This window comes from Aeromicrobium panaciterrae (assembly GCF_031457275.1).
In the GTDB taxonomy this organism is placed as follows: domain Bacteria; phylum Actinomycetota; class Actinomycetes; order Propionibacteriales; family Nocardioidaceae; genus Aeromicrobium; species Aeromicrobium panaciterrae_A.
Window position 1 is genome coordinate 1,028,517 of sequence record NZ_JAVDWH010000001.1, and the last position, 24,155, is coordinate 1,052,671.

The window sequence follows — 24,155 nt, forward strand, 5'->3', positions numbered from 1 at the left end:
TCAATTCTTCGGCAGGCCGTCCTTGGTGCAGAGCTTGCCTATGTCAGCAGTGCGATCGGTCTTGATGTAATCGAACATCCTGGGTGCCCGCTCGGGATCCCACGTCACGGCGAAGTCACGCAGCGGGACGGTGCAGTTGAGGCCTTCGCCGCCCATGGCCGCCGACAGCGCAAGCGCGAACTTCGCCAGCGAGATCGGGCCAACGTTGTCGCCGATCTGCAGCGACCCAGAAGCGCCGCTCGCGACCCGCATGTAGCGGAACGGGTTGAGAACAGTCCACGGTGACTTGGCAGACTTGGCGATCGAGCCGAGCACCTCGCGCTGGCTCTGAACGCGCTGGATGTCCTGCGTCGCGTACGTGTGGCGGTTGCGGGAGTAGGCGAGCGCCGTCTTGCCATCGGCGGTCTGGCAGCCCTTCTTGACGTTGAGCCCGGAGTCCTTGTCCTTGAGATCGGTCTTGGGGCAGATCTCGACGCCACCCAGGGAGTCGACGACCTTGACCAGGCCGCCGAAGCCGACCTCGACGTAGTCGTCGACCCGGATGCCGGTGTTCTGCTCAATCGTGTGGACCAGCAGTGGAGCGCCGCCAAACGCGTACGCGGCGTTGATCTTGGTGCGGCCGTAGCCCTTGATGTCGACGAGCGAGTCGCGCGGCAGCGACATTAGCAGTGTCGGACCGCTTCCGGTGTGCAGCAGCATGATCGTGTCCGTACGACCTCGACCACCGCTGTCTCCACCGGTTGCGAGCTCCTTCTGCTCTGCCTTGGTGAGTCCGCGACGGCTGTCGGAACCGACGAGAAGGTATGTGGTGCCCGGCTGCTCCGGAGGGCGCGCACCGTTGGGCTCGGCGTCGACCTTGCCGATCTTGCCCCAGGCCCAGACAGGTACGGCGACCAGGAACACAATCCACGCAAGCAGGACGAAGCCGAAGATCTTGCGCCCGTTGCGCTTCTTCTTGGGCGGCGCCGGTGGACGCTCAGCGGGTTGGGCGCGGACCGACCCCGGTGGCGGCAGCTTGGGCGGCGGCAGGTCGGACGATGCCGGAGCAGCCTTGGGAGGGGTCGACTTCCCGTCGCCGTACAGCCATCCGTACTCACCCTCAGACCACTCACCTGGCATGCAAATGACCGTACCGGACTGCTCGACGTAGGAGCTCAATCCCGCTCGGAACTGCCTTCGAAATTGCTGAGACTTTCACGGCGCGCCTTCAACCACGACTTGAAGGTTGAGGGCAATACTGAGAACCGCCTCAGCTTCTTCCCCACGTGAGGACAACATGTCTGACGTTCGCTCGAGTGTGATGGGTGGCTCCTACGCCCGTCCGGCCGACACCTCGGCCCGCATCCAGTTTCGCCGTGCCCTGACACTGACGGCGATGACCCTCGTGATGCCGGGCTCCGCCCAGCTCGTGATGGGCAATCGCAAGGTCGGTCGCATCAGCGTCCGCATCTGGCTCTCGTTCCTCGCTTTCGGCGGGTTCCTTCTGCTGCTGTCGATGACGTCGCGTACGGGACTGTTCTCGCTGCTGACCAATCCGCGCCTGCTGACCTTGGGCCGGTACGTGCTGATGGCGGGTGCCATCGCCTGGGTCGCCTTGATCATCGATGCGTGGCGTCTCGGACGCCCGCTCGAAATGGCTCGCAACCATCGCCTCTGGATGACCGGACTCAACAGCGCGCTGTGCTTCGTCACCGCGGGCACCATGTTTTTCGCCGCACACCTCGTCGCCGTACAGAGCTCGTTCATCGGCACGGTGTTTGCCTCCGAGACGGTGTCGGAGCCCGAGGACGGTCGCTACAACGTGCTGCTTCTCGGCGGCGACTCCGGACCGGACCGAAGCGGCCTGCGCCCCGACTCGCTCACCGTCGCCAGCATCGACAAGGACACGGGTCGTACCGTCCTGATCGGTCTTCCCCGCAACTTGCAGGACATGCCGTTCCCCAAGGGTTCGGTCATGGCGAAGCAGTTCCCGAGCGGATTCAACGGTGAGGGCCAATACCTCAACGCGATCAACACCTGGGCCAACGACCACGCGGATCTGTTCGACACCAAGGACCCAGGCCTCGAGGCAACCATGGGTGCCGTCGAAGAGGCGACCGGGCTCAAGCTCAACTACTACGCGCTGGTCAACATGCACGGCTTCTCCAAGCTCGTCGATGCCGTGGGTGGCGTGACCATCAACGTCAAGGAGCGCACGGCAATCGGCGGCATCGGCTCACCGATCCGTGGCTACATCGAAGCCGGTACGCAGAAGCTCGATGGCGGCGAGACGCTCTGGTACTCGCGCAGCCGAGTGCAGAACGACGACTGGTCCCGTATGGGTCGCCAGAAGTGCGTCATGAACGCGATGCTCAAGCAGCTCAGCCCGCAGAAGGTTCTGCTCAACGTTCAGAAGATCGCCGACTCGGGCAAGGCGCTGCTCAGCACGAATATCCCGCAGCAGGACCTCGACGTGTTCATGAACCTCGCGTTGAAGGCGAAGTCGCAGAAGATGTCGACCGTTTCGCTGGTGCCGCCGCTGATCTATACGGGCAGCCCGGACTTCGACAAGGTTCGTCGCGTCATCGACAAGGCCATCGCCAAGTCCGAGGGCAAGTCGACACACAAGACAGGTCTGACGCAGGCAAAGCTGTCGCTCCCGAAGACCGACGACACCTCGAATGACCCTCGCAAGGCCAACCAGTCGGCGGACCTCGACTCCTCCTGCTGATCGACTGCGGAACCTGAGATTAGCCGTAGATCACACTCATTCATTTCAGACATGGCACCTGTGTCAGTGATAATGGATGCTTCGTCGGCCACCATTTTCGTGAGGGACCATGTCGCACCGCGCGAGTCTCCTAGGCCGCGGCTATCAGGACCGCCACCTCGATTCGCCGCGTGTCCGCTTTCGCCGAGCCCTCACGTTGTGCCTGATGACGATCATCTTTCCCGGCTCAGCGCAGTCGGCAGTCGGCAGCAGATTCGTGGGTCGGATCGCTCTGTTCGTGTGGGTTTGCCTGCTGGGCCTGGGCGGATTCCTGGCCTTCACCTACTTCACTGACCGAGCAACGTTCCTTGGCTACTTCACCAACAGCGACAAGCTGGCGATCGCCCGTATAGCCCTGGTTTCTTTGGGTGTTCTGTGGCTGATGCTGTTCGTCGACGCGTGGCGCCTCGGTTCCCCGTTCAGGTTGCCGTTCAAGCGAGCCGCGATCATCACACTCATCAACGTCGGCATCGTCGCTGGCGTTGCAGGCTCGACGGCCTATGCCTCGCAACTCATCAAGGTCTCGCGCGACACCGTCAAAACGGTCTTCACCGCAACCGAGACGACGCCTCCCCTTAAGGGGCGCTACAACATCCTGATGGTGGGCTCGGATGCCCGCAAGGATCGGATCGGCGTCCGTCCGGACTCGCTGACGATCGCAAGCATTGACGCCACCACAGGTCGTACGGTGCTCGTCTCACTGCCGCGCAATCTGCAGAACGTCCCGTTTGCGGCGGATTCGCCCATGCGCAAGGTCTACCCGTACGGCTACAACTGTGGGCCGACGTGCTTGCTCAATGCAGTGCACACGGCGGCGCAGAACCGTACCGACCTCTATCCCGACAGTGACGACCCGGGATTGGAGGCGACGATCGACGCAGTCGAGGGTGCCACCGATCTCAAGATCAACTACTACGTGATGGTCAACCTCAACGGCTTCAAGGGACTCGTCAACGCGGTCGGTGGCGTCACGATGGACGTCAAGACGCGCATCGCCATGTTCGGTCACGATGACTCCTACAAGCAGACGTACATCGAGCCGGGCGAGCAGAAGCTTGATGGGCAGCAAGCCCTTTGGTACGCGCGCAGCCGCGTCGCGTCGGACGACTTCACCCGCATGGGTCGCCAGAAGTGCCTCATGGCGGCGATGCTCGACCAGCTCAGCCCGCAGAAGGTGCTCACGAACGCGACGCAGATCGCCGCGTCCGGCAAGGAACTGTTGAGCACCAACATCCCCGAGGTCGAGCTCGGCCAGTTCGCCGACCTTGCCCTGAAGTCACGCGGCGAGAAGATCGGCGTCGTTTCGCTGGTGCCGCCAGTCGTGTCGACCGTCAACCCCAACTTCCCGGCGATCCACGCGATGATCCAGACCGCGATCAAGAAGTCAGAGAAGGCTTCCGCTGCGAATGGCGAAAAGAAGAAGAAGGACCCGACCCAGCGCGCCGCCAATACGACGGACGACCTGGCAGCAACCTGCTAGTCGAACTGCTTCGGCACTCAGCCGGTTGAGGCTTGGTACGCATCGATGACCTCAGCGGGATCGCCGTCCATCATCAAGGTGCCCTTGTTGATCCAGATGACGCGGTTGCACGTGTCGCGGATCGACTGCATCGAGTGGCTGACCAAGAAGATCGTTCCCGCGTTGTCGCGGATCTCGCGGATGCGAGCCTCGCTCCGGCGACGGAAGGCCCGGTCACCGACGGCGAGTGCCTCGTCAACGATGAGGATCTCGTGGTCTTGAACGGTCGCGATCGCAAACTTCAGGCGTGCCGTCATACCGGATGAGTAGGTGCGCATCGGGAGGTTGATGAACTCCCTCAGGCCGGCGAACTCGACGATGTCATCCAGTCGCGCTTCCATCTCGCGGCGAGTGAAGCCCAAAGCCAATCCGCCGAGGATGATGTTGCGCTCACCCGACAGGTCCTTGATCAGGGCGGCTCCAACGCCGAGCATGCTGGGTCGTGACGCGGCGTAGATGGCGCCTTGCGACGTGGGCGTCGAGCCGCTGATGGCACGCATCAGAGTCGACTTTCCGGATCCGTTGGATCCGATGACGCCGATGCTGTCGTTCTCGTAGGCCGTGAACGACACACCCTTGAGGGCGTGAACCGAACGCGTACGGCGTGAGCGCTGCATCAGCTTGCGTGAGCTGTCTGCTGCGGTGGCGCGCTTGCCGGTGGCGAGCACTTTGTATTCGACGTGGACGTCGTCCACGATCACCACGGGCTTGCGATCAGTCGGCGCGACCATAACGCTCCTCCGCAACCCAGAAGAAGACGACTCCGATGGCGAAAATGCCGAAGGCCCAAGCGGAGGTGTAGAGCCAGTAGTCCATCTTGACCTTGTATGCGTCGCCGCCGAGCAAGATGCCGCGGGCGAGCGTGAGGAATTCGTGGATCGGCTGGAAGTCGGCGAAGCGAAGGATCTTTGGGTGATCCTTGAACCGCTCTTCCACGCTGAAGAACAAGCCGCTGGTGTAGAACAGCAGCCGCGTGATGAAGGGCAGCAACTGCTTGAGGTCACGAACGTGGACCGTCAGGCGTGCCGTGATGAGCGTGAGCCCAGCATTGAAGAAGAAGAAGATCCCGACGAGCGGGATCAGCAACAGCCAGTTCACGTGCGGCTTGTTGCCGGTGAGCATGACCAGGACCAGCATGATGCCGATCGTGGGGATGAACAGCAGAAGTCGCTGAACGACGAGTGAAATGGGCAGCGTCATTCGCGGGAAGCTGAGGCTCTGCAAGAGCGCGATGTTGCCAGTGATCGACTTCGACCCGGCAGCGAACGTGGATGAGAAGAACTGGAACATGAAGACGCCAATGACCAGGAACTCAACGAAGTTGGGTGGGCGGCTGCCTGCGAGCAGCATGCCGAAGACGAGTCCGTAGACGCTGGCTTCGAGCACAGGCTGGAGAACGACCCACAGCATGCCGAGACGGTTGCGCTGGTTGTCAGCCTCAATGCGGAACTGTGCCAGCGACAGGATGAACTGGCGTCGTGCCCAGACTTCGCGAAGGTAGGCACCCAGAGGGGGCCGTGCGCCTACTCGTGGGAGACCGCCCGGTCCCACGTCATTGGCGTGCATCTGGAAATGGGTCCCTACTGTGAGTTCTCGCCGGACGATCAGACCCGACCGCGGCATCCCGAGTGTAGTGGATCGCCCTATGTGATCTGGGCTGACTCCTGCTGCGCCACGCGCGTCAGATCAGCGGGAGTGGCAGACGTCACGACGACCAGAGAGCCGCCACCGAGACAGGCCGCGACGATGAGTTGAGCATCGCGCTCCACGGTGCCGGGTTCGACAAGTACGCGTCGGCTGTCAGACGGGGTCGCCAGGAGCTGCGCGTGCGTACGCGACACGCCCCCGAAGTCGAGGGCGACTGCTGCTTCGGTCGGTGGATCGGAGGCGAAGAAATGGTCGCCGTGCCCCGGCACCTCGGCACCGAGATCCAGGAAGCCTTCGGGCTCGGAGATGAACCGGCCGCCGAGTGGGCGCAGAGACGCGGCAACACGGTGGCGCTCATCGCCCTCGAGCTCCGGCCCGCTGAGTCCGATGTCGGCCGCCGAATCCACGATCGCTGCACCGACGTTCCAGGCCGACAGAATCCAGACGAATCGCAGCCAGTGAGTCGGTATGCCGATCCGGATGCGTGACGAGCTGTCGGCATCGAGGTCGTCCACCAGGAAGTTGCTGGTCTTGGCGACCCAGTTGGCAGTGGTCGTACCGCTGAGTTCGACCCGCTCGCCCGTCGAGATGTCGTAGTACGTCAGCAGCGGTACGGAAGCGTCGGTGATTCCGGCGAGGAGCTTGTCGAGACTCATACGGACACGCGTGCGATCTGGACCACGGCTTGTGCGTTCTTCGGCACGGAACGCGGGCGACCGGGATCTGGCTGGCGAAGTCCGGCCACTCGTACGAGCTCAGTCGGGGCGGTGTCTTCGTGCTCGACGACGAGTACCGGCAGCGAGCCGCCCACCAGTTCGAGGAAGCCGGGGGTGCGGAGCACCGGGTCGATTGCCAGAGTCCGACTGGAGGGTCCGAGGACCAGAACATCGGTCTCGCCGAGTGCGTCGGCGACGGCCTTCGAGACGGTGATCTTGTCCGCGACGAGCAGGAGTTGGGTGGCTTCGTACGCCGTTGGGGTGGCGAGGTATTCGTCGACGTGGATTGCCCGAGGATCCTCGGATCCGTGCACGACCCTGAACTCTGCTCGCTCGTCACACACCGGCAGCAGTGTGAACGGAAGTGACGAACGGATGCCGACCGCGATCGTGGCGTCGGTCAGCGTGGCGCCGGTCGCAACGAGCTGCGTACGGACGAGTCGCGCGGCAACTGCCTGGTCGCTGGCACGCTGCCAGCCGGGGGTGAACTCGACCGAGTCAAGGGCGTCGGCAACGGAGTATGTCGGTGTGGGGCTGGGGGAGAGGAGCCCGTCGATATCCGGGCTCGCCTGCAGTCCGGCGGCAAGGTGTCCACGAACCGTTGGGGCAATGACGGTCAGCTCGTCACCCGAGTCGAGCTGGGAGGCGAGCTCGTGGACGAAAGAGGCACCGTCCGAGCCGGTGACGATCGTGATGCGCATACCCAAGTGTCTCGCGTCCTCGGCGAGTGTCCTCACGCGCGGTGACTTTTGACCGGCGACACGCCGTGTATTTGATGAATCTTGCGATTCCGCTTGACTTGTGAGAGTCGCAGGCTTGTAATTTCAAGTATGTCATTCGATTTGGGTCTGCCGCCGGAGCTTGATGAAGAACTCATGTGGCAAGAGCGAGCCCTCTGCGCTCAGACTGACCCCGAGGCGTTCTTCCCTGAAAAGGGCGGTTCGACGCGCGAGGCCAAGCGGGTCTGCTTGACCTGTGACGTCCGCGGTGAGTGCCTCGAGTACGCCCTTGGCCATGATGAGCGGTTCGGCATCTGGGGCGGTCTGTCCGAGCGCGAGAGGCGCAAGCTCAAGAAGCGAGCCTGACCTCCGCTTAACCTCGTCCACTAAGGTCGCTAGCTGTGGACGAGACTCAGACGACGCGCCATTGGCTGGACGCGCCGCCAACTGTGGCGGCGGTGCTCGTGTCCCACAACGGAGCCACCTGGCTGCCCAAGGTCATCGCCTCACTCGGCTCGATGTTCTTTGCGCCAACGGCGTGGCAGGTCGTCGATGTGGCCTCCACCGACGGCAGTGCTGACATGCTCCGCGACTCGTTCGGCGCGGGGCGCGTCTCGGTCGCTCCTTCCGGTACGGGCTTCGGTGACGCTGTACGACTAGCGCTTGAGTCGCTGCCACGTACGGACTGGATCTGGTTGCTTCACGACGACTCGTCGGTTCTTCCCGGAACGCTGTCGGGTCTGCTCGACACGGCCACGTCGGCGCCGGACATTGCCGTCGTCGGCCCCAAGATCCGTGAGTGGCCATCGCTGCGTCGCCTTCTAGAGGTCGGCCTGACGATCACGTCGACCGGTGGCCGCGAGACAGGTTTGGAGACCGGCGAACCAGATGCGGGCCAGCATGACCGTGAGCGCGATGTGCTCGCCGTCAACACCGCCGGAATGCTGATCCGCCGTGATGTGTGGGACGAGCTCGGCGGCTTCGATCGCCGGTTGCCGCTGCATGGCGACGACATTGACTTTGGTTGGCGGGTTGCTCGAGCGGGGTACCGGACGCGTACTGCTCCAACCGCCGTCCTGTTCCACGCAGAGGCCTCCCGTCGCGGCACTCGTCGCCGTTCGCGCAGCGATGTTCCGCACTGGGAGCCGCGCCGTGCTGCGCTCTACACGCTGTTGGTCAACACCCCGACTCCGTTCTTCCTGTTCCAGAGCGTTCGCCTCTTCATCGGATCACTCCTTCGCGTTATGGCGTTCCTGATCGGCAAGGATCCTGAGGCCGCGAGCGATGAGCTGCTGGCTCTGCGATCGGCGTACACGCATCCGATCCGGCTGTTCAAGGGCCGACGTCAGCGCGCCAGGACGGCGATTCGACCACATAGAGAGATCCGCGGCCTGCTCGCTCCGTACTGGCTGCCCTATCAGCACGGCTACGACATTGCCCGAGAGACGATCACGGCCCTTGTACGCCCGGAGGCCGTCGCGACGGTGGGCCGCAGGTCGACGCGACCTGACGAGTCGCCGGACGAGGCGGTCGACCTCGAGGACGAGCCATCGGTGTTGGCGCGCCGTCCCTGGTTCGCGGTCGTCCTCGCCTTGGTCATTCTGTCGCTGTTTGCCAGCCGCGGGCTGTTCGGCGCCGGCCTGCACGGTGGGGCGCTCCCGGCCTCCCCGGAGTCGGCCTACGGCTGGTGGTCGTTGCTGTTCGACCGTCACCGCGAGCTGCCAACGGCGAGTGTGCTCGCGCCCGTATTCGCGATCCCGTTGGCGTTGATCTCCATTCCCTTGTGGTTCCACCCGGGCATAGTCGTGTGGACGCTGATGCTCTTCGCAGTGCCGCTCGGTGCACTCTCGGCTCACCGGTTGGGTCGCCTGCTGTCGCCACATCGCGGCATACGTATTGCGGTCGCTGTCACGTACGGCCTGAGCATCGTGGCGATGGGTGCTGTGAATCAGGGCCGGATTGGCACTGTCGTTGCGCTGATCGTTCTGCCGATCATCGTCAACACCGCGATCCAGCTCGCCGAGACACCCGGTTGGCAGCTCGGCCTGCGAGTCGGCATCTGGATCGCCGTCGCCGCCGCGTTTGCACCGATCGCCCTGGTGCTGGGGCTCGGCGGTCTGTTGATCCTGCTGTACGCCGAGGGCCGTTGGGTGAGCCGCTATCTTCTGGCGGCGGCTGGAGTTCCCCTGGTCCTTCTCGGTCCATGGCTGTTCCAGCGCGCGCTTCGGCCGTGGCGCATGTGGTGGGAAGCGGGATTCCCCGTTCCTGGTTCCGCCACTGCTCTCGATGTTGTGCTCGGCCGAGCTGGAGGAGTGTCGGCTCCTGGCTGGCTGACGATCGGGTTGATAGTGCTGGCGGTGCTCGCGCTCTGGCCGCCACGTTCGCGTTTGGGCGTCGAGCTCTCATGGCTGGTTGCGCTGTTGGGATTGGCGGTTGCTCTGATCGGCACCCTCGTGACCTACTCGACACACGCTGGACCGGCTTCGATCGAGCCCTGGGTCGGAGTGCCGGTTGTCGTCTGGATCGGCGGGCTCCTGTCAGCTGTCTTGCTCGCCGCGCCGGAAGCCTGGCGGAAGCTTTCCCGGCCCGCGTTGGTCGCTGTTGTGGTCGTCGCGCTGGTGCTGCCGATCGGCTCAGCCGCATGGTGGCTGGGACGCGGCAACGCTGACCCGCTCGACATTGGACGATCGGCGGTCGTCCCGGTCTTCCTCGCCGATCGACCGGGCAACACCCTCGTTCTGACCGGCACCGTCGCGAAGGGTGTCGACTATCGCGTCGTCGATGGCGACGGCCCCTACCTCGGCCAAGAAGCGATCGCCGGATCGTCTCCGGCCACCAAGGAGCTCACGGCGGCTGTACGCCGAGTGCTCGCCAACGCCACCGCCGATGACATCCGCGTGCTCAGCGCTCATGGCATCGATGCGATCTACGCACCGGCCGCGGATCCTGAGGTCGCCCGCCGTGTGGACGGCGCGCCCCTGCTGGCACCGGCGGGTAGCGACTCTCCGGGATCGCGTGTGTGGACGCTGACCATCAAGCCGAAGTCAGATAGTGCGACGGCCCCCATGTGGCACCCGATCGTCTCCGGCGTTCAGGTCCTCGCTTGGTTGCTCGCCATCGTGCTCACAGCTCCGGTTCGCCGACGCGAGCTCGAGCCGCTTCTTGAGGACGCCCTCCTCGAAGATGAGGGGGCCACGACATGATCCGCTATCGGACCGTTGGCATCCCACTCGTCGCAGCGGGGTTGGTCATCGGCGCCTACTTCGCACCCGAACAGTCAGATGACCCGCGTCCGCCTGCGGGAGTGAAGGTCACCCAGACGACGTACGGGTGTCCTGCCGGAGCTGGGATCACTGTCGCCGCTGGGCAGGTTTCGCCAGGCACCACGGGCACGGCAACTGTCCTGCCCGGCAAGTCCACCGCCAAGGACCTCGGCGGTACGCGGAGCTGGAGGACGGCACGGGTGGATGGACGAGGAGTCCTCGTCGAGCAGCAGGGCCGTGGGTCAGGGCCGTCGGGCTTCTTTGGCAGCATCGCGCCCAAGGCAGGCGGCAGCGGACTAGGCGTGGGCTCGTGTTCGGCGAGTGTTGACGCCGCCTGGTTCCTTGGCCTCGGATCAGGGGTCAAGCACTTCTCGACGGTGACCTTGACCAACGGGACAACTGCTCCCGCCGCGGTCGATCTCGACCTGTGGGGTCCGGACGGAAAGATTGACGCCGTCGGTGCCAAGGGCATCGTGATCAAGCCCCATACGACCCGCCGAGTTCAGCTGGAGGATCTTGCGGCGGGTGAGCCAGAGCTTGCCCTTCGCGTCCTTCGCCGTCGTGGTGCCGTGTCCGCAGTCGTCAACGATTTCTCGACCGCCGTGTTCGGCGGAACCGAGCCGGTAACCGCGACTTCTGCGCCTCGACGCAGCCAGGTCGTTGGCGGTCTGGTGTCTGGAGCCAGCGGCCGTACGCTCGCACTCCTCAACCCAGGCACTGCGACTGCACGAGTCGAGGTCGACGTCATCGGGTCCAAGAGCACCTTCAAACCAGAAGGCCTCGGCGCCATCAAAGTGAAGGGCGAGTCGGTTCGCCTGGTGGAGGTACCGAGCACAGCCGGCGGAGCACGCCAGGCACTCAAAGTCACTTCGGATGTCCCGGTGGCCGCGACGGTGCGGATGGCGCCCAATGAGCTCGACTATGCGTACGCCGAGTCCGTGCTTCCGCTCTCTGGCCCTGCGATCGTGCCGGTTTCGCTTGGCAAGGGCGTCAGCGCACCGGATCTGATTGTGACTGCGCCGCGTGGGACCTCGAGCGTTCAGGTGTTTGCGTACGACAAGAACATGAAGCAGCTGGGTGAGTTCACGATGTCGATCGAGGGCGAGACCACCAAGCACATCGACGTAGCGAAGAAGTTCACCCAAAAGGGCATCGCCTACCTCGTCGTTCAGAGCAAGGGTGAAGTCGTGGGAGCCGCGACCTACCGCGACGGCGGCCTCGTCAGTTCACTTGCACTGTTGTCGGCACCGATCAGAGTGCTTGCCCCGCAGGTACGTCCGATCGACTAGCGCGGGTCGAGATCATCTGGCGACATGCGCCAGACCTCGGCAAGACGTTCAAGAACGACCGACCAGACGAGATCCTCGAGGTCGGTCTTGTTGCGGCAACGATGTGACATCGGAAGCCGGAACAACACCACGCGCATGGCGCCGGGTCGCGCCACCACGATGCTCAGCGGGACCTCGTCGGTCCATTCGGGCGGCAGCAGTGGTGCTTCCTCGACCACGATGTCGACGTGGTCTGGCTCAGCCGCAAAGTGATGGTCAAGCGCACCGAGGACATCGCCGACGAGGAGGTCGAACGACTCACGAGGCGTCCGATGGGCCGGCACGCTGCGTGGAGAGAGCGGACCGGGCATCGCCATGGGTCCGCGCAACCCAGCTCCTCGGCGATCGCGCATCCGACCAGGCCGGGGACCACTCACAATTCCGCCCCAGTTTGATCCCACAGCGCGATCCATGCGGTGAGCCTAACGCGGTGGCGACTTGGGGACGGTTAGCCTCACCACATGGTCAGACGATGCACCCGTTCGGCTTGCTCAATGCAAGCCGTGGCGACGCTGACGTATGTCTACGCCGATCAGACTGCCGTCCTCGGACCGCTGTCCACCGCTGCCGAGCCGCACACGTACGACTTGTGTGTCGAGCATTCGCAGCGGATGTCGGCGCCACAGGGCTGGAGTGTGCTGCGACTTGCACCCGATCCTGAAGCTGGAGCACCGAGCCGTGATGACCTTCTGGCTCTCGCAGACGCCGTACGTGAAGCTGGCCGCCCCGCCGAACCGGTGCCCGAGGGTCAGCCCGCGCTGCGACTCGTAAGACCTCTACAAGAATGAGTGCCGCGTGATCGATCCCCGACTCCAGGCCGTGGTCAAGGCCTATGACGTACGTGGCCTCTCTCCCGAACAGCTCGACCCTGACATGACGTTTGCGCTCGGTATGGCCTTCGCGCTCGAGACCGGCGTCACGGGCGGCGGCACTGTGGTCATTGGCCACGACATGCGCGACACCTCCCCAGTCCTGGCGCAGGCTTTCAGCGATGGCGTACGCACTCAGGGCGGCAACGTCATCGGCATCGGGTTGGCCTCGACTGACCTGCTGTACTTCGCTTCCGGCGATCTCGACCTGCCCGGCGCCATGATCACCGCGAGCCACAACCCGGCCGAGTACAACGGCATCAAGTTGTGCCGGGCCGGAGCCAAGCCGATCGGCTACGACACAGGTTTGTCGGCGATTGCCGAGAAGGCGACCACGATTTTGAACGGTTCTGGCTTGGCATCGCCCGTCGCTTCGGATCCTCAAGGCACCTACGAAGAGCGGGACGCTCTGACTCGGTATGCCGACTATCTCCACGAGCTCGTACCCGTGCCTGCAGGTCGCCGACTCAAGGTGGTCGCTGACGCTGGCAACGGTATGGCCGGCCATACGGTTCCGTCGGTGTTCGCGCCTCTCAACCTCGAGCTGACCGCGATGTACTTCGAGCTCGACGGGACCTTCCCCAACCACGACGCCAACCCGCTGGACCACAGCACATTGGTGGACCTTCAGGCGAAGGTGCTCGAGACCGCTGCTGACATCGGCTTGGCATTCGACGGCGATGCCGATCGATGCTTTGTCGTCGACGAGCTCGGCGACGTCGTGTCGCCGTCAGCCATCACCGCCCTCATTGCTGCGCGTGCCTTGATCACGACCCCGGGCGCCACGATTCTGCACAACGTCATCACGTCGAAGGCAGTCCCCGAGATCATCGTCGAGCGCGGCGGCACGGCCATACGTACGCCGGTCGGTCACTCGCTGATCAAGGCCGAGATGGCTCGCACAGGAGCCGTTTTCGGGGGAGAGCACTCCGGACACTTCTATTTCAAAGACTTCTTCCTCGCCGACTCCGGGATGATCGCCGCACTCCACGTGATGGCCGCGCTCGCCGAGACCGACGGAACGGTTTCGGAGCTGATGGCGCAGTACGAGCGCTACGTCGCGTCCGGCGAAATCAACAGCACCGTTGACGATGGCGCAGCCGTGATGGAGTCGTTGTCACAGACGTACGCAGACCTGCCGCAAGACCGACTCGATGGCCTGACAGTCGAGGGCGACACCTGGTGGTTCAACGTGCGTGCCTCGAATACTGAGCCGTTGCTTCGCCTCAATGTCGAGGCTGACACGGAGGCGGAGATGGCACGCGTACGTGACGAGGTTCTTGCCGTTATACGTCGGTAAGGTGGAGAACATGAACCTTGATCCGGCTCTCCTCGAGATCCTCGTCTGCCCCCAATGCCGCGCGACCCTGTTCGTCGACGAAGAGGCAAGCGAGCTCGTGTGCAACGCCTGCTCGCTCGCATATCCCGTGCGTCGCGACATCCCGGTGATGCTGGTTGACGAGGCTCGGGCCCTTTAGGTGTCCGCTGAGGGCGGCACCAAGGCCGTTGTCGCGGCACTGCTCGCCAACACCGGCATCGCGGTCACGAAGTTCATCGCATTCCTGCTGACTGGCTTCTCATCGATGCTCGCTGAGTCGATCCACTCGGTGGCCGACGCCAGCAACCAGGGTCTGCTGTTGTTGGGCGGCAAGCGATCCAAGCGCGAGGCCACCGAGGAACACCCCTTCGGCTATGGCCGTGAGCGCTACGTCTACGCGTTCGTCGTGGCGATCGTGTTGTTCAGCATTGGTGGCCTGTACGCGATCTACGAGGCGTATCACAAGTGGCACGAGATCCACGATGGCCATGGCGGTGACGTCTTCGACAGCAAGTGGCGCTTCGTCCCATTGATCGTTCTCGGCATTGCGATCGTGCTCGAATCACTCTCGTTCCGCACGGCGATCCGCGAGAGCAACAAGGTGCGCGGCGAGCAGAGCTGGTGGTCCTTCATCCGCAAGGCCAAGGCGCCTGAACTGCCGGTGATCCTGTTGGAAGACTTCGCTGCCCTCCTCGGCCTCGTCGTCGCGTTTGCCGCCGTGTCCCTGACGCTCATCACCGAGAACGGCTACTTCGACGTTGCCGGTACCGCCACGATCGGCGTACTGCTGGTCGTCGTCGCGATCACCTTGGCTATCGAGGTCAAGAGTCTGCTGGTGGGCGAATCCGCGACCAAGGAGTCAAACGCCAACATCCGTGGCGCGATCGAATCGACTCCCGGCGTCACGCAGATCATCCACCTGAAGACGCTGCACATCGCGCCCGAAGAGCTTCTGGTCGCCGTCAAGATCGGCGTCTCGGAGAAGTCGACCGGCGCCCAGATCGCCGAGGCCATCAATGCGGCCGAGCGCAACGTACGCGCTGCCGAACCGATGGCGTCGCAGGTCTTCATCGAGCCAGACATCTTCAAAGCCGACTACGTACCCGAGGAACGCCCAGATCTTCCTGCGGCTCCGTCACACTGAGGGCGGCCGATTCGGTGACCATGGGGGGCCGCCGGTACGCTTAGCGCATGGATTTCAACGTCGCTGACCTGTCCCTCGCCGAATACGGCCGCAAGGAAATCGTGCTCGCTGAGCACGAGATGCCAGGCCTCATGGCCATGCGGGAGCGTTACGGCAAGGACAAGCCGCTCGCTGGCGCTCGTATCGCCGGTTCCCTGCACATGACGATCCAGACGGCAGTGCTGATCGAGACCCTCGTGGATCTCGGAGCCGACGTCCGCTGGGCAACGTGCAACATCTTCTCGACCCAGGATCACGCTGCTGCCGCAGTGGTTGTCGGTCGTGACGGCACCGCTGAAGACCCCAAGGGCACGCCCGTCTTCGCCTGGAAGGGCGAGACGCTGGCCGAGTACTGGGATGAAGCCGAGAAGGTCTTCGACTTCGCTGAGGGTGGCCCGAACGTCCTCCTCGACGATGGTGGCGACATCACGATGCTGCTGCACCTCGGCGTCGAGTACGAAAAGACCGGCGTCGTCCCCTCGCAGGACAGCACCGACAACGAGGAGTTCAAGGAGGTGCTGCGCGTGCTGGCCCGTTCGGTCGCCGCGAAGCCCGATCACTGGACCAAGATTTCCAAGGACATCAAGGGTGTCTCCGAGGAGACCACCACCGGCGTCCTCCGCCTGTACGACCGCTTCCGTGACGGCACGCTGCTGTTCCCGGCCATCAACGTCAACGACTCGGTCACCAAGAGCAAGTTCGACAACAAGTACGGCTGCCGCCACTCGCTGATCGATGGTCTCAACCGCGCCACCGACGTCATGATCGGCGGCAAGGTTGCTGTCGTCTGTGGCTACGGCGACGTCGGCAAGGGTTCGGCGGAGTCGCTGCGCGGCCAGGGTGCTCGCGTCATCGTCACCGAGATCGACCCGATCTGCGCTCTGCAGGCTGCGATGGACGGCTACGAGGTCAAGAAGCTCGAGTCGGTGGTCGAGACCGCTGACATCTTCATTACGACCACGGGCAACTTCGACATCATCCGCGTCGAGCACTTCGAGAAGATGAAGCACCAGGCGATCGTCGGCAACATCGGTCACTTCGACAACGAGATCAACATGGCCGGTCTGGCCAAGATCCCGGGCATCGTCAAGGACGAGATCAAGCCCCAGGTTCACCAGTGGATCTTCCCCGATGGCAAGAAGCTCATCGTGCTGTCAGAGGGTCGTCTGCTCAACCTCGGCAACGCGACGGGTCACCCGTCGTTCGTGATGTCCAACTCGTTCACCAACCAGGTGCTGGCTCAGATCGAGCTCTTCAGCAAGGCCAGCCAGTACGAGCTCGGCGTTCACGTTCTGCCCAAGCACCTCGACGAAGAGGTCGCTCGTTTGCACCTCGACGCCCTCGGTGTTGAGCTGACTGAGCTGACCAAGGAGCAGGCCGCCTACCTCGGTGTCGACGTCGCCGGCCCCTACAAGTCGGACCTCTACCGCTACTGAGCCTGTAGCATCGCCGCCTCATGAACTATCGCCGCACGAAGCGGGACCGAGTGCTCGTCGTAGATGACGACGCCTCGCTCGCCGAGATGCTCACGATCGTCCTTGAGGGCGAAGGACTCACCACGGGTGTGTGTCGCTCCGGCGACCGCGTGATGGCTGTGTTCGCACAGTTCAAGCCCGACGTGGTCCTGCTCGATCTGATGCTCCCGGGTCTCGATGGCATGAGCGTGTGCCGACAGATCCGGGAGAAGTCAGCCGTCCCGATCATCATGCTGACGGCCAAGGCCGACACCCCAGATGTCGTGGCGGGTCTCGAGGCCGGTGCTGACGACTACATCACCAAGCCGTTCAAGAACACCGAGCTGGTCGCCCGCGTACGGGCGCGACTGCGTCGTTCCGACACCCTGGTCGAGCCACTCGAGTTCGGAGAGATCGTGCTCGACCCGGCTGGCCACACCGTGACCCGCAAGGGTCAGCCGCTTGAGCTGACTCCGCTCGAGTTCGACCTGTTGGCCTGCCTGCTGAGTGACCCGTCCCAGGTGTTCACCCGTGAGGTCCTGCTGCAGAAGGTCTGGGGCTATCACCACCCGGGCGACACCAAGCTGGTCAACGTCCACATGACGCGTCTGCGCTCCAAGATCGAGGACGACGCTGAGAACCCCGAGATCATTCGCACGGTTCGTGGTGTTGGCTACCAGGCGATAACACCCTCCTGATGCGCGGCCTCGCCGGCATCTGGCGCCGTTCGATCCAGGCACGAGTCGTCACCAGCACAATCCTGCTGAGTGCGCTGGTCATCAGCCTCACCGGTTGGGCGCTGCTGCGTGACGTGGCGAGCGGTCTCGCGGAGAGCCGCCGTACAGCGGCGATCTCCGAAGCGCGCTCGGGATTTGAAGCCGCACAGGCTCGCCTCGATGCGGCCGTGGAGACCGAGCCCGGTACCCAGTCCCAGAGCCTCACCCAGATGGTGGACTCGCTCACCAGTGCACGTGGAGCACGGCGAACCTACGAGCTCGTGTTGCAAGGACCGTTGGCCACTGCAGGTGGACAGGTCCCCGTACGTTCCTCGGCCGCGATCCTGCCGGATGCATTGCCCAGGGACCTCGCCAACACCGTCAAGAGCAAGGCCGGCACCTATTGGCGTTACTCCAAGCTCGGACTGCTCGGCGGCAAGGATCGCGAGGCGTCTGTGGTCGTCGGCAGTCAGCTGCGCGCTCCCGGCACGGGGGACACGTACGCGCTGTTTTATCTGTTCTCCATGGCTGATCAGCAGTCCACGCTCGACCTCGTACGTCGCGCACTCCTGCTTGGCGGCCTGGCGATGGTCTTGATGGTGGGCGGCGTCGCCTGGCTTGTCTCGCGGCAGGTGCTCGATCCGATCCGCATGGCGCGACGTATTGCTGAGCGCTACGCCAGCGGCAATCTCGAGCAGCGCATGCACGTGAGCGGCGAGGATGACATCGCCCGTCTGAGCACGTCGTTCAACCAGATGGCGGCCAGTCTTCAGAGCCAGATTCGGCGACTCGAAAACCTCTCGCGACTCCAGCAACGGTTCGTGTCTGATGTGTCGCACGAGCTGCGCACGCCTCTCACCACGGTTCAGATGGCCAGTGAGGTCTTGTACGACTCTCGCAAGCGCTTCGATCCTCAGACCGCACGATCCGCCGAGCTGCTCAAGGGCGAGCTCGACCGCTTCGAGTCTTTGCTGTCAGACCTGCTCGACCTCAGTCGTTTTGACGCCGGGGCGGCCAAGCTCGCGCTGGACACGATCGACCTCACTCAAGTGGCCCGTGACGCGTCAAAGGACCCGACGATCAAGCGCAAGGGCATCAAGGTCAAGGTCATCGGCGCCGACGAGCCCGCCGTGGTTGAGGCCGACATCCGACGTATCGATCGCATCGTCCGCAACCTCATGACGAACGCCGCGAAGTACAGCGGATCGGACCGCCTCGAGATCGAGATCGCCCAGAACGACGACTGTGTCTCGCTGGCCGTACGCGACTTCGGAGTCGGGCTGAGCGGCGATGAGACCAATCGGGTATTCGACCGGTTCTGGCGCGCGGACCCTGCCCGTACGCAGGGTGGCACTGGCCTCGGTCTGCCGATCTCTCGCGAGGACGCGCAGCTGCACGGTGGATCGCTGGTGGCGTGGGGCGAACCGGGCGAGGGAAGCGAGTTCATCCTGACGATCCCGAAGCCCGACGGATCGGCGGCGACTCCAGCACTGACATCGGTGTACGCATGAGAAGACGGCTGCTGGTCGCCGTGGTTGGCGTACTTCTAGTGGGAGGCTGCGGCAGTATTCCGACCTCCGGGCCTGTCACTCGCGTTGCTGATGACAAGGGCTTCGGCGAGAGCACCGTGCGCTATGCCCCGGCTCTTCCTGTGCCTGGAGCGTCACCGCAGGAGATCGTGCTGGGCTACCTCGACGCGATGCTCGCGTTCCCGGTGTCGACCGGCACAGCGTCCGCGTTCCTCACCCCGTCGGCGGCGAAGGGCTGGCGCCCGCTCGATGGCGTACGGGTCTACTCCCGCCCGAAGGTCTCGGCTCCAGTTGCCGATCGCTCCACGGACGTTGACGGCGACGATGCAGGCGACCGGGTCGTCGTACGTATGTCGTCCTCGCAGATCGCGCGACTCGATCAGCAGGGCCGCTACACCCGCATGAGGGGCGACTCCGATCTCACATACGGACTGCAGCAGGTTGACGGCGAGTGGCGTATCGCGACCCCGCAGGCCGGGCTGCTGGTCAGCAGCAAGTACTTCAACGACTACTTCCGTCCGTTCAACATCTTCATGTTCGACAACCCAGGGCGACGCCTGATCCCGGTCCCGGTCTACTTGGCGGTCGGCGATCAGTTGGCAACGTCCCTGGTGGCGAGCTTGGCTCGGGGCCCGGCCGTCGATGACGACGTGACACGGACGTACGTGCCGAAGCTCGAGTCGCTGCGCACGTCGGTGCCAATCTCCGACGGGGTGGCCGATGTCGAGTTCGATGAGGAGTTTCGAACCGAGAGTGAGTCGACGCAGGACCACTTGTCCGCACAGATCATCTGGACGCTGCGCCAGGTGCCAGAGATCGAAGGCGTACGACTCTCCGGCGGCGCGACCGTCCTCACCCGCAACGGACTTCCGGTGCAGCCGATTGACTCGTGGGGCGCGTTCGGCCCGAGCACCTCTGGCACGCATGTGTACGGGATCAGCGATGACAAAGTTGTGCAGATTGACGAGGATCGTATTGCTCCGCTGACAGGTGACTGGGGCAAGGATGCGCGAGGTGCTGTTCGGGTCGCCGTGAGCGACTCGGGTGTGGCGGGAGTTCTGCAGGGTCGCTCGCAGGTGCGAGTCACCAACCGGGCCGGCTCTGCACCGCGTGTCTACGGCGGCAGTCAGTTCGTGACTCCTCGCTGGGACCGCGACGGAGTCCTCTGGCTCGTCGATCGTGTTGGAGGGTCCACTCGCGTGCGACTGGTGCGCGACGACGTCATCACGGCTCTGCCGATCGGGTCGCTTGCCGGACTCAACGTCACGACCTTCTCGTTGTCACCGGGTGGTTCTCGGTATGCCGTCACGGCTGACGGTGGTGTGTACGTCGGCATGATCCAGCGCAGCGACGACAACCAGATCTTGCGACTCACCGACCCGCAACCCCTCGCGGTCGACGCGGCCACGCCGACCTCCGCCGTATGGGCGTCGGACACGCAGTTGGCCTATCTCTCCGGCAGCAAGATCAGCCGACAGGTTCACTACATCCGTATCGACAGCTCGGCGGGGGACAGCGATGTTGGCGGCGGCGCGCTATTGCCCGACGTCGGAGCCGATGTACTCGCCCTCGGCGCCGGCGATCCACAGACGCGGTACGCCACCGACACGAAGGACCGTGTCTGGTACCTGCCTCCCGACGGGACGTGGCACGTGGTCAAGTCGGCAGAGGTCACAGGTCTGACGTACGGACGCTGAGCGTCCACAGCGCACGAACTCCTGGCGTGGCGCTCGACCCGGGCCGACGATGATCGATCGATGGGCAAGCTGGCGGTGTCGGCCGCCGACCTGATCCTGGGCGCACGTTGTCCGGGCTGCGAATGTCCTGCGCTGGGACTGTGTCGCTCGTGTGGGGCGTCGATACGTCCCGATCCGCGCGTGGCCTGGCCAACGCCGACACCGCCGGCGCTTCGAGGGCCGGACGTCACTCCGATCGCGGCAGGCACCAATGAGGGGGTGTTGCGAGTCGCACTCATCGCCTGGAAGGAGCAGGGCAGGTTCGGTCTGACCACGCCGTTGGCTCATCTGCTGGCCGCTTCCGTCGTCGATCTGTCATCCGACTGTGGCCCGATTGTGCTGGTTCCCGTGCCAACATCACGACGGAGCAAGCGTTCGCGTGGCACGGATGTCGTCGATGAACTCGCCCGCGAGAGTGTGCGATTGCTGAGGGGCATCGGTGTCGATGTCAAGGTCGAGCAGGCACTTACGTACGCGAGGGCGACGGTCGACCAATCGGGTCTCGACTCATCCGCTCGCGCAGCCAACCTGCGCGGCGCGTTCCGCCTCCGCCGGGGGACGCTCCGGACTCCGTCCCAGGTCGTCGTGATCGACGACATCCTCACCACAGGGGCGACGGTCGGCGAGGCCGTACGCGTGCTGACGGCGGCAGATCGACGGCCGATCGGAGTCGCAGTCGTAGCCGCGACGCCTCTCAGATCTGATGATCACCAATGAGTTTGGTCGAACCTATAGAGATATTTGCAACGCAGGTCTACCGTCGCAATATGGCATGAGCCGAGCATCACTCGAGGCAAGGAGCTCCCATGGAAATTGTCGTCAACGGTCGCAACAGCGAGATCTCCGAACGATTCAGGGAGCACGTCGAGGAGAAACTCCTCCGCATCGGAAAGTACGACACCCGCCAGAAAATTCATCGCGTCGAGGTCGAAGTGACGCATGAAAAGAACCCGCGCCAGCACGACACCGCCGCCCGCGTCGAGATGACCCTCCGATCGCGAGGACCGGCCGTTCGCGCCGAAGCCGCGTCCACCGACCAGCACTCCGCGCTTGACGCCGCGATCGACAAACTTGAGTCGCGACTGCGTCGCGCAGTAGACCGTTCCCGCATCCATCACGGACAGCGTGGCCCCACGTCACTGGGCGCCGCGACGGCACAGCTGCCTCTCGAGGATCTGGTCACCGACGTCCCCGACGACGCTCCGCCGATCAACAAAGCCGGACCGATCGACGTCGAAGGCGACTGCCCACTTGTCGTGCGCGAAAAGACGCACGAAGCGACGCCGATGACGCTCGAACAGGCGATGTACGAGATGGAGCTCGTGGGCCACGACTTCTATCTGTTCCTCGAAAAGGACTCGATGCGACCCAGCGTCGTTTACCTGCGCAGGGCGTACGACTACGGCGTGATTCATTTGGACGTCACCACGTAGGCACGGCCTAATGCGCTGACCGTCATTCGTGGCATGATCGGAATGTGACTATTCGGGGCGACAACAGCATCCGCGTGTTGCTGGTCGACGACCAGGAGCTCTTCCGTCGCGGCGTCAAGATGGTTCTTGGTGCAGACGAGACGCTGGAGCTTGCCGAAGTCGACGACGGTGACAAAGCGCTCGAGCTGGTCGCAGAAAATCCCTTCGACGTTGTCCTGCTCGACGTGCGCATGCCCGGCCGCAGTGGTGTCGAGGTGTGCGCCGCGATCAAGGAGATCTCGCCGACCACCGGCATCATCATGCTGACGGCCAGCGACGACGAGTCGGACCTGTACGAATCGATCCGCAGTGGTGCGTCGGGCTACCTCCTCAAGGACGGTTCCACGTACGAGCAGGTCGCCGAAGCCGTACGCCTGGTGGCCTCCGGCCAGTCACTGATCAGCCCGAGCATGGCGACCAAGCTGCTCGATGAGTTCGTGCACATGTCCAAGAGCCCGACGCCAGCCACCAACCTCACTCCGCGTGAGCTGGGCGTGCTGCGCCACGTGGCCCGCGGACTGAGCAACCGCGAGATCGCCGAAGAGCTGTTCATCAGCGAGAACACGGTCAAGAACCACATTCGCAACATCCTCGAGAAGCTCCAGATGAAGTCGCGCATGGAAGCAGCGATGTTCGCGGTGCGCAGCAAGCTCGTTGACGACGTCCTCTAAATGTCAGATCAATAGACGACGATCAGGTCCATGAGTCTGACGCCAATGCAGGCGCGTCGCATTGCGCTGGCAGCACAGGGATTCACTCGACCTCGTCCAGACGCGGTTGCTGCTCGGCATGTGCAGAAGGTCATCGATCGTCTGGGCTTCTTCCAGATCGACTCGGTCAACGTCCTCCAGCGCGCCCACTACATGCCGCTGTTCTCGCGGCTCGGCGCGTACGACACCGAACTCCTACACCGCGCTGCCGGGCGCAAGCCGCGCCGGCTGTTCGAGTACTGGGCCCATGAGGCCGCTCTGGTCGACGTCAACCTGTGGCAGGCGTTCCAGTTCCGGATGGAGTCCGGCGCCCGTATGTGGGGTGGCATCAAGCGCGTGTACGACGAGAAGCCTGAGTTCGTCGAGTGGGTACTCGACGAAGTGCGCGCCAACGGCCCGCTGACGGCTCGCGAGGTCGAGCACGACGTACCGCGTGAGAAGGACAACTGGGGCTGGAACTGGTCCGAGGTCAAGACGTCGCTCGAATACCTCTTCTACAAGGGACAGGTGAGCGCTGCACGCCGCAACTCGGCGTTCGAAAGGGTCTATGACCTGCCCGAACGCGTGATTCCCCAAGCGCAGCTCGACGCGCCACCACTCACAGCAGCCGCGGCTCACGGGGTCCTTGTCAGTCACGCGGCACGCGCACTCGGTGTTGGGACAGCGCAGTGCCTGCGCGACTACTTCCGTATGGATCCCGCCCAGACCAAGGCTGCGATTGATGAGTTGGTTTCCGGAGGCGAGCTGATCCCGACCACGGTCACCGGATGGAAGCGTCCGGCCTATCTGCACCGTGATGCCGTGCAGCCACGGAAGGTGTCGGCGCGGGCGCTGCTCAGCCCCTTCGACCCGCTGGTGTTCGAGCGCACGCGTACGGAGCAACTGTTTGACTTCCGCTACCGGATCGAGATCTACGTGCCGGCTGAGAAGCGCGTGCACGGCTACTACGTGCTCCCATTCCTGCTCGGCGACCGGCTCGTCGCTCGCGTCGACCTCAAGGCTGACCGGCAAGCCGGCACGCTCATCGTTCACGGAGCGTGGGCGGAGGATCATGCGCCCGAATCAACCGCGACGGAGCTCGCCGCCGAGCTGTCCTTGATGGCAGGTTGGTTGGGACTGGACCGCGTTGCGCCACCGTCCAAGGGGGATCTCGCCGGGGAACTCTCGGCTGCCCTTGGGCGTCACATAGACTAGACAGGCTCAGTCTTCCCGTACGAACCCCGCGTC

The 24,155-nt window shown here is 64.0% G+C and carries 23 protein-coding genes; 17 read left to right on the forward strand and 6 right to left on the reverse strand.

The window, feature by feature from the left end; all coding sequences use genetic code 11:
- Entirely contained in the window at positions 1-1,119 is a 1,119-nt protein-coding gene (locus J2X11_RS05405; protein ID WP_309967601.1) for an LCP family protein, read from the reverse strand.
- A 157-nt stretch (positions 1,120-1,276) separates the two neighbouring features.
- Here J2X11_RS05405 and J2X11_RS05410 point away from each other — a divergent pair, with 157 nt between their 5' ends.
- Together J2X11_RS05410 and J2X11_RS05415 are read left to right on the forward strand one after the other, a co-directional pair.
- Positions 1,277-2,710 carry an LCP family protein gene (locus J2X11_RS05410; protein ID WP_309967603.1) on the forward strand — a complete coding sequence of 478 codons (1,434 nt, stop codon included), beginning with the start codon at positions 1,277-1,279 and terminating at the stop codon, positions 2,708-2,710.
- A gap of 205 nt (positions 2,711-2,915) precedes the next feature.
- Positions 2,916-4,229, forward strand: coding sequence for an LCP family protein (locus J2X11_RS05415; protein ID WP_309967607.1), 1,314 nt, complete (start codon positions 2,916-2,918; stop codon positions 4,227-4,229).
- 17 nt (positions 4,230-4,246) lie between these two features.
- Here J2X11_RS05415 and J2X11_RS05420 read toward each other — a convergent pair whose 3' ends face one another.
- From J2X11_RS05420 to J2X11_RS05435, 4 genes are all read right to left on the reverse strand, one after another.
- Entirely contained in the window at positions 4,247-4,999 is a 753-nt protein-coding gene (locus J2X11_RS05420; RefSeq protein ID WP_309967610.1) for an ABC transporter ATP-binding protein, read from the reverse strand.
- Positions 4,983-5,834, reverse strand: coding sequence for an ABC transporter permease (locus J2X11_RS05425; RefSeq protein WP_309967613.1), 852 nt, complete (start codon positions 5,832-5,834; stop codon positions 4,983-4,985). The genes J2X11_RS05420 and J2X11_RS05425 overlap by 17 nt, the downstream gene beginning before the upstream one ends.
- A 77-nt stretch (positions 5,835-5,911) precedes the next feature.
- Positions 5,912-6,571, reverse strand: coding sequence for a TIGR03089 family protein (locus J2X11_RS05430; RefSeq protein WP_309967617.1), 660 nt, complete (start codon positions 6,569-6,571; stop codon positions 5,912-5,914).
- Complete coding sequence (locus tag J2X11_RS05435) at positions 6,568-7,332, reverse strand: 2-phospho-L-lactate transferase CofD family protein (RefSeq protein ID WP_309967620.1); 765 nt, start codon at positions 7,330-7,332, stop codon at positions 6,568-6,570. Before J2X11_RS05435 ends, J2X11_RS05430 begins: the two co-directional genes overlap by 4 nt.
- A gap of 129 nt (positions 7,333-7,461) precedes the next feature.
- On the opposite strand from J2X11_RS05435, the gene J2X11_RS05440 reads away from it, so the two are divergent.
- From J2X11_RS05440 to J2X11_RS05450, 3 genes are read left to right on the forward strand one after another with little or no spacing between them, the layout of a single operon-like run.
- Positions 7,462-7,716 (forward strand): WhiB family transcriptional regulator, encoded by a 255-nt coding sequence (locus J2X11_RS05440; RefSeq protein WP_309967624.1) that lies wholly within the window; start codon positions 7,462-7,464, stop codon positions 7,714-7,716.
- 35 nt (positions 7,717-7,751) lie between these two features.
- The gene (locus J2X11_RS05445; RefSeq protein WP_309967627.1) at positions 7,752-10,553 is read left to right on the forward strand and encodes a glycosyltransferase family 2 protein; all 2,802 of its coding nucleotides are present in this window, start codon (positions 7,752-7,754) and stop codon (positions 10,551-10,553) included.
- Complete coding sequence (locus tag J2X11_RS05450; RefSeq protein WP_309967630.1) at positions 10,550-11,902, forward strand: DUF5719 family protein; 1,353 nt, start codon at positions 10,550-10,552, stop codon at positions 11,900-11,902. Before J2X11_RS05445 ends, J2X11_RS05450 begins: the two co-directional genes overlap by 4 nt.
- On the opposite strand, the gene J2X11_RS05455 is transcribed toward J2X11_RS05450, so the two are convergent.
- The gene (locus tag J2X11_RS05455; RefSeq protein ID WP_309967633.1) at positions 11,899-12,354 is read right to left on the reverse strand and encodes a metallopeptidase family protein; all 456 of its coding nucleotides are present in this window, start codon (positions 12,352-12,354) and stop codon (positions 11,899-11,901) included. The genes J2X11_RS05450 and J2X11_RS05455 overlap by 4 nt on opposite strands.
- A gap of 48 nt (positions 12,355-12,402) precedes the next feature.
- Here J2X11_RS05455 and J2X11_RS05460 point away from each other — a divergent pair, with 48 nt between their 5' ends.
- The 12 genes from J2X11_RS05460 (at position 12,403) to J2X11_RS05515 (ending at position 24,122) form a co-directional block, all read left to right on the forward strand.
- Positions 12,403-12,729, forward strand: a complete 327-nt coding sequence (locus tag J2X11_RS05460) for a DUF3499 domain-containing protein (protein WP_309967637.1) — start codon at positions 12,403-12,405, stop codon at positions 12,727-12,729.
- 7 nt (positions 12,730-12,736) lie between these two features.
- Positions 12,737-14,110: a phosphomannomutase/phosphoglucomutase gene (locus tag J2X11_RS05465; RefSeq protein ID WP_309967640.1), complete on the forward strand. Its 1,374-nt coding sequence runs from the start codon at positions 12,737-12,739 to the stop codon at positions 14,108-14,110.
- Positions 14,111-14,120: 10 nt separating this feature from the next.
- Entirely contained in the window at positions 14,121-14,288 is a 168-nt protein-coding gene (locus J2X11_RS05470) for a Trm112 family protein (RefSeq protein ID WP_309967642.1), read from the forward strand.
- On the forward strand, positions 14,289-15,272 hold the full coding sequence (locus J2X11_RS05475) for a cation diffusion facilitator family transporter (protein WP_309967645.1): 984 nt from the start codon (positions 14,289-14,291) through the stop codon (positions 15,270-15,272).
- 47 nt (positions 15,273-15,319) lie between these two features.
- Positions 15,320-16,747: an adenosylhomocysteinase gene (gene ahcY / locus J2X11_RS05480; protein WP_309967649.1), complete on the forward strand. Its 1,428-nt coding sequence runs from the start codon at positions 15,320-15,322 to the stop codon at positions 16,745-16,747.
- 20 nt (positions 16,748-16,767) lie between these two features.
- Entirely contained in the window at positions 16,768-17,463 is a 696-nt protein-coding gene (mtrA, locus tag J2X11_RS05485) for an MtrAB system response regulator MtrA (protein ID WP_309967652.1), read from the forward strand.
- Positions 17,463-18,992, forward strand: a complete 1,530-nt coding sequence (gene mtrB, locus J2X11_RS05490; RefSeq protein ID WP_309967655.1) for an MtrAB system histidine kinase MtrB — start codon at positions 17,463-17,465, stop codon at positions 18,990-18,992. Before mtrA ends, mtrB begins: the two co-directional genes overlap by 1 nt.
- Positions 18,989-20,707, forward strand: coding sequence for an LpqB family beta-propeller domain-containing protein (locus J2X11_RS05495; RefSeq protein ID WP_309967659.1), 1,719 nt, complete (start codon positions 18,989-18,991; stop codon positions 20,705-20,707). The genes mtrB and J2X11_RS05495 overlap by 4 nt, the downstream gene beginning before the upstream one ends.
- 60 nt (positions 20,708-20,767) lie before the next feature.
- Positions 20,768-21,463 (forward strand): ComF family protein, encoded by a 696-nt coding sequence (locus J2X11_RS05500; RefSeq protein ID WP_309967661.1) that lies wholly within the window; start codon positions 20,768-20,770, stop codon positions 21,461-21,463.
- An 89-nt stretch (positions 21,464-21,552) separates the two neighbouring features.
- Positions 21,553-22,179, forward strand: coding sequence for a ribosome hibernation-promoting factor, HPF/YfiA family (gene hpf / locus J2X11_RS05505; RefSeq protein ID WP_309967664.1), 627 nt, complete (start codon positions 21,553-21,555; stop codon positions 22,177-22,179).
- A gap of 44 nt (positions 22,180-22,223) precedes the next feature.
- A complete protein-coding gene (locus J2X11_RS05510; protein WP_309967668.1) occupies positions 22,224-22,889 on the forward strand; it encodes a response regulator transcription factor in 666 nt (221 codons plus the stop codon).
- Positions 22,890-22,919: 30 nt separating this feature from the next.
- Positions 22,920-24,122 (forward strand): winged helix-turn-helix domain-containing protein, encoded by a 1,203-nt coding sequence (locus J2X11_RS05515; RefSeq protein WP_309967671.1) that lies wholly within the window; start codon positions 22,920-22,922, stop codon positions 24,120-24,122.
- Positions 24,123-24,155 lie beyond the last annotated feature (33 nt).